Origin of the sequence: Methylomonas subterranea, assembly GCF_024505185.1 — a bacterium.
Taxonomy (GTDB): domain Bacteria; phylum Pseudomonadota; class Gammaproteobacteria; order Methylococcales; family Methylomonadaceae; genus Methylomonas; species Methylomonas subterranea.
This window is the reverse complement of record NZ_JANIBJ010000031.1, coordinates 44,520-51,291: the sequence shown is the minus strand read 5'-3', so window position 1 is coordinate 51,291 and position 6,772 is coordinate 44,520. Positions and strand designations below refer to the sequence as shown.

The following is a 6,772-nucleotide window of genomic DNA, read 5'->3' as shown; positions in this document are numbered from 1 at the left end:
CATCTGCACCGTACATTTGTACGGTGCAGATGACCAAAAACGACGGCAATTTCATGGTAATTTGCCTAAACATACCTTAGCGCAATTCAATTAGTTTAGTAGATAACCCGGAATCAAAGCATGCCAAAAACCGCCAAACTTTGCCAGTTACCGCAATCACTTTTAATGTAAGCCATTGATGTGTAATTGGATTTTTTTTATCGATGTGCCAGTGTTGATTCAACAAAAAACAGCGAATCGTCGTAACTATCTGAATCAAAAATAAATTTTCATTTTTTTGGTGGTTTATCGACTGAAATTTTACTTCTAAAACATGCAATTTCAGCCATATTTTTACAAATTGCGTAATTTCCCAGTCTTTTATAGATCATGCTATTTTTAATCAAATCACTCATTTTTAGGTGTTTTTCGCGCATTTTCGGCGATTTTGCGATAAAAATATCCACAGCACAAATTCTATTTTAATTTTCGCTGTGGATAATTTTGGCGAAAAGCCCGGGGGCGAGGAGGAGTGCGCGGACTGCATCCCTTGATACACAAGGCCTGTAGAATTCAGGCCATTACAATTCATCGTTCTTGCGTTTTTACGCCTGTTTTTTATCCTTTTTTAACAACTTACAACCGCTCAACTGTGTATAACTTTTAGGGGGAAACACTTAAAAAAGGGTGCTCACTCATGAGCGTTGGCGACCATATCCGTGTAAAGCGGTGCTGAAACTCCGCGCCCCTAGCGGCGAACAAAAGTCCAATTTCATCAACGAATTTTTCGTTTATGAATAATGCTATTTTTCCTGCCGTCAATCTCGTTAACGTGAATGATCTCCATGTATTGTGTAAATCTCTTCCCAAGGTCATCAACCACATATCCAGGCTTTGAAAGTGTGTGAGACACAATATCTCTTATCCCGCACACATCAACAGCCATGATCGCGGCCCCAACTCCTCTAGCGCTCCATACAACTATCTGCTTACCTTCTGAGTGTTGATCTCGTACCCATGCGACAAGCGGATGATTTACTCGGTTGTTAATCAGAAGTGTGCCGTCTACATCGACATAGACCACATTCGGAACTGGATATTTTTTGATTGGCTTTATGCTACTCATATATATCTACTTATTGGGTTTTAAATGTGTCGGCCGATAGTTTTACTGTATTCGCCAACGGGTTTAATTTGATTGCATCCTTCAAATGGTCCGGCGCCAGGTGGGCATAGCGCATGGTCATGCTGATATCGGCATGACCAAGGATTTTTTGCAGGCTCAAGATGTTGCCACCGTTCATGACAAAGTGGCTGGCGAACGAATGACGCAAGATGTGGGTCTTCTGTCCTTGGGGAAAATCGATACTTGTATGTTTCGCCGCACGCCGGAATGAGCCGATGCAGTTGGTGAATATTCGATCGTCCGGATTCAGATAACCGGCATACTGATCGAGGGCATGGAAGAAAGCAGGATCGAGCGGCACGGTTCTGGTTTTCTTGGACTTGGTGAACTCGAACGTAATCCGGCCGTCGCGCAACTGCTTGCGCTTCAACTTCTCGGCCTCGCTCCACCTGGCCCCGGTCCTTAAACAGATTTGCGTAACCCACCAGGTATTCAGGTTTTGCGCGTGGATCCGGATGACCTCGAGCAGCTCATCAATTTGCTTGCGGCTCAGGTAGCTCAGTTGGCGTTCCTGCACCTTGATGAAATCAATATCGCAAATCGGCGATTGGTAGGTAATCACCTTCAGCTTTTTCAACTTGTTGAACACCGCCGCCAAATAGCCATGCAGGTTGTTGAAGGTCTTGAAGCAAACCACGTCGCCTTCAAAGGTTTTCTGGTAACGGTATTTCAAAAACTGTTCGGCGGTTAATTGGCTGGCGACCGGGTTTTTCAAATCGCTTGCCATTTGCAGCAGTGCTCGCCGGCGGCGCTCGCCGTCCGCCAAGTTGATGCCGTGGTAAATGAACCAGCTTTCAATTAACTCCTTCAGCGTGCGACCGTCCATCGCCTGTTCATGGTTAACGCGATATTCGGCCAGATAATTGCGCTCGAACAGTTCCGCATCTCCCTTGGCAGTAAAGCCGGTTCGCCGGGTTCTTGGCATGCCCTTGCGGTCAATCTGCACGCGCCAGGTGCCGTCTTTGTCTTGTTTAATCGCCATGACTCAAACCAATAGGCAACGACAAGCCGAAAAACCGTTTAGGTGTTCGGCTCGTCCTGTCATCACTAAGCCGCTTCCGCAACGGTATTCAATCGATCGGAAACAATGCGCCTTGCCTCACCAAAATCAGGCAAGCGATAACCCTCTGCATCTCGCAACACCATAAACAGCGCGTCACATAGCGTTGAGGACGTTTCCTTAACGAACAGGCTTTTAACATCTTCTGAAAAGCCCATCTGCTTGCCGTTGGCCACAATGACCGCCGCCACCAAGGTTTTGAAATCCTCGCCCGATGATTCAACAAAACGGTGCGCCAATTGCGCCACAAGGTCTTTCGAAGACTGTTCCAGTTTTCGGTTAATCCAATCGTTGATTAGCCTCAACTCGCCATGCAACGATTCCATCGATCGATCCAAGAACGCCAAGGCTTCATTCATGGTCGGCAATTCGCCTCGCATGGCTTCCAACTCCTTGCGCTTAGCTATGAACTCGATGGCTGTCATGGAGGGCTGTTTGAGTTTCGACGTGCTGGCCATAACGTGTTCTTCACGCGACAAGGTTTGGCTCAGGTTTTCGATTTTTTCATTTAACTGACGAATATCAGCCAACAACGACTGGCGTTCCGCCTGCTTGGCTGCGATGGCATCGCGCGCGTTTTGCGCGTCTTGCTTCAGTTCCGCATGATTCTTATGCGATAGGTTCATGATTGTTCTCCGTAATCCAAGGGCCGGCGCCAAGGCCGGCCGGGATGATAGTGGTTAAATAATGTTGGGTGAATCGTCCAAAACATGGAGCGTACGATCGATCAATTCGATAGAACGCTCCAGCGCGGTAGCGAGTCCCGTTGGGTCTTGATTGATATGGCTAAACATGTTCACGTCACGCTTGGCTTCTTCAACATCGGCGCGGATTTTTTGAAAGTCGTCGGTCGTTAACGAACCATCAAACTTAATTCGATCCATGGCGCTGCTGATCTTGCTGGCGGCGTTTTGTAACAGTGAGTTAGTTTTTTGCATGTCGATTTCCTATAGATTGTTAAAAAGTCTCCTCAAGACCAGCCCAAACGCTAAATAGACAGATTGCCGTTCAAGCTATCCGGAATGCTTTCAGTTACTTGATCAAGCGGTTTTGCGCCAATGTGCGTACGCATCGTGCTATTCAGTCCCCAAATTAAAATGCCTTGCGACCGCAACGAATTGCCACCATTTTTAGCCTCGTATCCCAATGGGTCCGGATTTTTGCGGTAATACCCTTCCAGGTTTAATTCATCCACAATCGATTCGAGGTTATCCACGACAAACTGACGGATCGTATTGGTGATTTTGGGTTTTGGGTAAACAATCAGATGCGCCGTCATGAATTCCGCATCAAAACCTTGTGCCCGCAATTGGGTGAGTGGTGAATTAACCGGTAATATGGTTAAAGCCATGTTCGTTCTCCATAATGATCATTAAGAAACCCGGTTTACGGCCGGAACCGCTCCTCAAACCCTGCTTTCAAATTGCCGGATCGATTGACTCGGCAAAAAATTGTCCGTTTACGTGGTGCGGTATCACCTCAGCCATATCGAATTCAAAGCCAAAGTGCTCAACGCTGACCTTGGTCGGCAACTCCCACAAAAATTCGTGGTCTCCGGCCTTGGCTTTTTGCTCGGCAATCAGGCCTTCAACAATCGCCGGCACATTGGCCGTCACGTATTGGCAAAGCGCCTTGTTCAATCGCCGGCGTGGATATACGCGCAAACGGGCTTTGTAAATATCGGCTTCTAAGCCTTGCCGGCGCAATTCCGCCAAAGGGTTAATCATGTTCGTCATTTTCAAGTTCCTGAATAGAGTTGATAAATGACCGGTTACAGTCGGCCGCCTGCTCCTCAAGCCAGGCACTGCCAATTTGTTCAGCGATTCACCTCCAAAATGAAATAGGTTTCGTAATTACGGCGGTTTCTCCTCACAAATCCCGCCGAAAATAAAAAAAAGAAAAAAAGTCGATTTTTGCTGTACCACCTACACCAAAACGCCGTAAGCCACGAATGGCGAGGCTTGCAGCCGGTGTAGGTAGCGGTATAGCGGCTGTACCAGCTATCCCACCCATACCACTTTTCCGCGATTTTTCCGGCAATGGTTTAAGTGGTATAGGTACGGTATAGGTAATATATTTTTTCCCTATACCAGTTAAAGCACTGAAATTGTGCTGTTTTTTTGTGGTGGTACAGGTGGTACAGCAAAAAAGCCGTTCTGGTGTTTTCATAGCTCTATGGCCTCCTCCGGAATATCCAGCATTTTGGCGAATTGCTGTACCAGTACCGCCCGTTCAGGCAGCTCGTAATATTTGCCGTCGCCGCGGTCTGATCGACCGTGAACATCAATCCCAAGCTTGAGCATGGTTTGCCCGATGCAACTTCTGGCCGCCGGCTTGGTGACCTTTTGTTCATGTTCGACGGACCAAGCCATAAAGTCGTCGACCAATTCCGTGGCGGGAATTCTGGCTCGGCCGCCAAACGGTTCTTGCTCGGTGATCTTGTTGTAAAAGAACTGGTTCACCCCGCTGAGGTTGCCCAACTTCTCCGCTATCAAACCTGGCGTTTGTGGGCAGCGGTAAGGATCGAAGTCGGATAAGTCGACGATCAGCAGGTAGTTCAATAACCTGGCCGGCCCGTTGGTGTTGATCCAACGCCAAAGCCGTTTGAAATAGTCCGGGTTCTGGGCGAATCTGTCCGACGGCTCCAACACCAAATAACGGCGCTCACGAATGCCGGCGCTCAACACCCGCGAATGGTTACTGGCGAAAATCAACCGGCAATAGTTCGGCAAGGGCTCGATCTCCAGGCCTTTGCGCTCCATATTGACCGTGGTTTCCGACACAATGCCCTTCAGGCGGTCGGCCACGTGCTTATCGGTCAAATCCACCTCATCGGCAAAAATCAATAGCCGGTTGGCTACCGTGCCGTTGAATCGGCCGGCAATGGCATAGGCGCCGTTGGTCTTGTTGCCATGCGGCCCGAGTATTCTGAGCAACGGTTCCGCCATGGTGCCCTTGCCGGTGCCTTCCACCGATTTCAGCACGATCGCTACACTGGGCTTTTCATCGGGTTTTTGGAACAGGTGCGCCATCCAGCCAATCAAGTAACGGTAAGACGGCTCGTGACCGGCGCAAATCACATGCTTGATGTGATCCAGGTAGGGCGATACATCGCCGGCCATCGGCTTGACTTGCAGGCCGCGGTAAAAATTCAGCGCGTCCGGCGGGCATTTCTTGGGATCTGGAAAAAATCCGGTACCGCCGGGTTTGAAGTTTTTGCCGGGCCACTCGAGAAAAGCCTGACCCCGGTTTATGCCGTTGATTTTCTTTATGTGCAGGAATTTCTTCTTGAATTCGGCGGGTGATTCAAACGTCAGCACGTTGCCTTGCACCTGGCAAAACCGCTGCCCGACAATCACGTTTTTGCCGCCGACCAGGGCATGGCAATATAGTTCGTTCATCGTGGCCAGCTCAGGAAGGTCATCTTCATGGATAGGCGACCCATTCGCCCAGGCTTTCACCAGCTCTTGATTACCCTTGGCGCCAACTTTGTACATGCCGGCAATCTCGTTGCTCGATGGCCAGGTTTGGCGTGCAGCCGGTGCCGTATCGCCAACAGGTTTCACCGGGTCACTATCAAGATTGATCTTCGGTTTACGCTGCGGCAATTCACCTTGCTCGGCCAAGTTTTCGAGCAGCTCGGTTCTAAACTCATGGGCGGCGTCCATCAAGCGGCGCCCTCCATGGTCAGCACGTCGTTCCAGTCCTGGCCTGTTTGCGGCGGAATCAACACCTTGCCGCCGACAGACACAGCGGCTTTATTGGCGGCGGCTTGGCCGGTGCCGCTTTCGTCGTTGTCGCCGGCAATGATGATTTCCGCATCCGGAAACAATCGCCGCGCGGCTTGCGCCACCGGTTCCAGGTTGCCGGCATCCATCGCCACCATGACAAAAACGCCTAGTTCCTCATGCAAACTGGCGCCGGTCGCCCAACCTTCCACAATCAGCAATCGATCGATGTTGTTCGAATTGCCGATAACACTAAAACAATGCTTTTTCTTGCCATGGCGTAAAAATCGCTTGCCGCCGTCTTCATCGATAAATTGCAGGTTTACTAACTTACGATCCTCTCTATAAAGCGGAACTATGAGACGGCCGTTGCCGCTCATACGCAAACCCAGCGGCGGAACTCCTTTATGCTGTAAATACAGGTGCTCTTTGGCACTCAAAACCGGCTTAGCAACTTTCCAAATATGCGCGGCCCGTTCCGCCGTTTGTTTTTGCAATGCGCGGCGCTCGTTTTCCCGCTGTTTTTGTTCCTCGGCGATTTGCCGACGCTCGGATAATGACAGGCGTTTGCGTTCGCCCGATAACGAACCTGTTATCTTGACGCCGGTCGGCCAGTACTCGAAATACCACGCCGGATTCCCGTCCGCGTGAATCTTGTAGGATATGCTGAGTTTCCCTTTTCGGTCGTCGATGTGTCGGGCTCGGTGTATCGTGCCATCGGCTATCAGCGTGTCGTCCGTCGTAACGCCATGCGCCGCCATATCGGCGCGAACAGCGTCAATTAAATCGTTTATATTCATTGCATTAGCTCCTTGCGAA

At 49.7% G+C, this 6,772-nt stretch carries 9 protein-coding genes; all 9 read right to left on the bottom strand.

Going from position 1 to position 6,772, the window contains the following annotated elements; genetic code table 11:
* Nucleotides 1–754: 754 nt before the first annotated feature.
* The gene (locus tag NP590_RS15585; protein ID WP_256603539.1) at nt 755–1,105 is read right to left on the bottom strand and encodes a hypothetical protein; all 351 of its coding nucleotides are present in this window, start codon (nt 1,103–1,105) and stop codon (nt 755–757) included.
* Between the two features lie 10 nt (nt 1,106–1,115).
* Complete coding sequence (locus tag NP590_RS15580) at nt 1,116–2,147, bottom strand: phage integrase (protein ID WP_256603537.1); 1,032 nt, start codon at nt 2,145–2,147, stop codon at nt 1,116–1,118.
* A gap of 65 nt (nt 2,148–2,212) precedes the next feature.
* The gene (locus NP590_RS15575; RefSeq protein WP_256603536.1) at nt 2,213–2,884 is read right to left on the bottom strand and encodes a hypothetical protein; all 672 of its coding nucleotides are present in this window, start codon (nt 2,882–2,884) and stop codon (nt 2,213–2,215) included.
* Between the two features lie 21 nt (nt 2,885–2,905).
* Nucleotides 2,906–3,163, bottom strand: coding sequence for a hypothetical protein (locus tag NP590_RS15570; RefSeq protein WP_256603535.1), 258 nt, complete (start codon nt 3,161–3,163; stop codon nt 2,906–2,908).
* 50 nt (nt 3,164–3,213) lie between these two features.
* Complete coding sequence (locus NP590_RS15565; RefSeq protein ID WP_256603534.1) at nt 3,214–3,576, bottom strand: hypothetical protein; 363 nt, start codon at nt 3,574–3,576, stop codon at nt 3,214–3,216.
* Between the two features lie 67 nt (nt 3,577–3,643).
* Nucleotides 3,644–3,961, bottom strand: coding sequence for a hypothetical protein (locus NP590_RS15560; protein ID WP_256603533.1), 318 nt, complete (start codon nt 3,959–3,961; stop codon nt 3,644–3,646).
* Nucleotides 3,962–4,094: 133 nt separating this feature from the next.
* The gene (locus tag NP590_RS15555; protein WP_256603532.1) at nt 4,095–4,394 is read right to left on the bottom strand and encodes a hypothetical protein; all 300 of its coding nucleotides are present in this window, start codon (nt 4,392–4,394) and stop codon (nt 4,095–4,097) included.
* Nucleotides 4,391–5,893: a primase-helicase family protein gene (locus NP590_RS15550; protein ID WP_256603543.1), complete on the bottom strand. Its 1,503-nt coding sequence runs from the start codon at nt 5,891–5,893 to the stop codon at nt 4,391–4,393. The genes NP590_RS15555 and NP590_RS15550 overlap by 4 nt, the downstream gene beginning before the upstream one ends.
* Nucleotides 5,893–6,753 carry a toprim domain-containing protein gene (locus NP590_RS15545; RefSeq protein WP_256603531.1) on the bottom strand — a complete coding sequence of 287 codons (861 nt, stop codon included), beginning with the start codon at nt 6,751–6,753 and terminating at the stop codon, nt 5,893–5,895. Before NP590_RS15545 ends, NP590_RS15550 begins: the two co-directional genes overlap by 1 nt.
* Nucleotides 6,754–6,772 lie beyond the last annotated feature (19 nt).

What these genes read in the sequence shown, in the direction of transcription:
- NP590_RS15585 (WP_256603539.1), bottom strand. Translation starts at nt 1,105, where the DNA reads ATGAGTAGCATAAAGCCAATCAAAAAATATCCAGTTCCGAATGTGGTC.
- NP590_RS15580 (WP_256603537.1), bottom strand. Translation starts at nt 2,147, where the DNA reads ATGGCGATTAAACAAGACAAAGACGGCACCTGGCGCGTGCAGATTGAC.
- NP590_RS15570 (WP_256603535.1), bottom strand. Translation starts at nt 3,163, where the DNA reads ATGCAAAAAACTAACTCACTGTTACAAAACGCCGCCAGCAAGATCAGC.
- NP590_RS15565 (WP_256603534.1), bottom strand. Translation starts at nt 3,576, where the DNA reads ATGGCTTTAACCATATTACCGGTTAATTCACCACTCACCCAATTGCGG.
- NP590_RS15560 (WP_256603533.1), bottom strand. Translation starts at nt 3,961, where the DNA reads ATGACGAACATGATTAACCCTTTGGCGGAATTGCGCCGGCAAGGCTTA.
- NP590_RS15555 (WP_256603532.1), bottom strand. Translation starts at nt 4,394, where the DNA reads ATGAAAACACCAGAACGGCTTTTTTGCTGTACCACCTGTACCACCACA.
- NP590_RS15550 (WP_256603543.1), bottom strand. Translation starts at nt 5,893, where the DNA reads ATGGACGCCGCCCATGAGTTTAGAACCGAGCTGCTCGAAAACTTGGCC.
- NP590_RS15545 (WP_256603531.1), bottom strand. Translation starts at nt 6,753, where the DNA reads ATGAATATAAACGATTTAATTGACGCTGTTCGCGCCGATATGGCGGCG.